This is a genomic window from Streptomyces phaeochromogenes, from assembly GCF_001418655.1.
GTDB classification, from domain to species: Bacteria; Actinomycetota; Actinomycetes; order Streptomycetales; family Streptomycetaceae; genus Streptomyces; species Streptomyces phaeochromogenes.
In genome coordinates, this window is record NZ_LIQZ01000639.1 from 1 (window position 1) to 1,067 (window position 1,067).

Genomic DNA, 1,067 nt, shown 5'->3' on the forward strand with positions numbered 1-1,067 from the left:
GGGGGTGGGTAGCCACCGGAGGGGCGGGCAGCAGCCTTTACCCCGGCAATCCTCACATGTCTCGCATCTTCGGTATGTCCGCGGGGCATTGATCTTCGAGGCCGGATCTTTTCGCTCCCCAGCAGGGGTGCGGGAGGTCCCGGTCACTGAGGACCGTCAACTCGGTGCGTGGGCAGGCACCGCAGCCACAGGGGGTACGCCAATGGCCGCAAGGCCTCTCGTCGCGCGGCAGCCGAACGAACGACTGCAGGCGCTCATCCAGGAAGCGGGCTGTTCCAACGCCGGGCTGGCCCGCCGGGTCAACATGTGCGGCGCGGAGCACGGCCTCGATCTGCGCTACGACAAGACGTCCGTGGCGCGCTGGCTGCGGGGACAGCAGCCGCGTGGGCGGGCGCCCGCGATCATCGCCGAGGCGCTCGGCCGCAAGCTGGGCCGGACCGTCACGATCGACGAGATCGGCATGGCGAACGGCAAGAACCTCGCCTCCGGTGTGGGGCTGCAGTTCTCGCCGACCGTCCTCGGGGCGATCGAGCAGGTCTGCGAGCTGTGGCGCAGCGACGTGGGGCGGCGGGACTTCCTGTCCGGCTCGTCCGTCGCGGCCTCCGCGCTCGTCGAGCCGAGCCGGGACTGGCTGATCTCCTCGCCGGACGCGCAGGTGTCGCGTGCTGCAGGGCCGCGGGTCGGGCAGTCCGACGTGGCCGCGGTGAGCGCGATGACCCAGGCGCTCGTCGACCTCGACCACCAGTACGGCAGCGGGCACGTACGCCCGGTCGTCGTGCACTACCTGAACAGTGTCGTCTCCGGGCTGCTCGCGGGCTCGTACCGGGAAGCGGTCGGGCGTGAACTCTTCGCGGCGGTCGCGCGGTTGACGGAGCTGGCCGGCTACATGGCGGTCGACACCGGACAACCAGGGCTCGCACAGCGGTACTACATCCAGGCGCTGCGGCTCGCGCAGGCGGCGGGCGACCGCGGATACGGCGGGTACGTGCTGGCCGCGTCCATGAGCCACCTCGCGGCGCAGCTCGGGAATCCGCGGGAGATCGCCCAGTTGGCGCGGGCGGCGCAGG

At 71.4% G+C, this 1,067-nt stretch carries 1 protein-coding gene; it reads left to right on the forward strand.

Annotated features, from left to right (window positions below):
* Window positions 1-202: 202 nt before the first annotated feature.
* Window positions 203-1,067 (forward strand): NsdA family TPR-like regulatory protein (locus AOK17_RS47030; protein ID WP_483855197.1); only part of this gene is annotated, 865 nt, incomplete at its 3' end.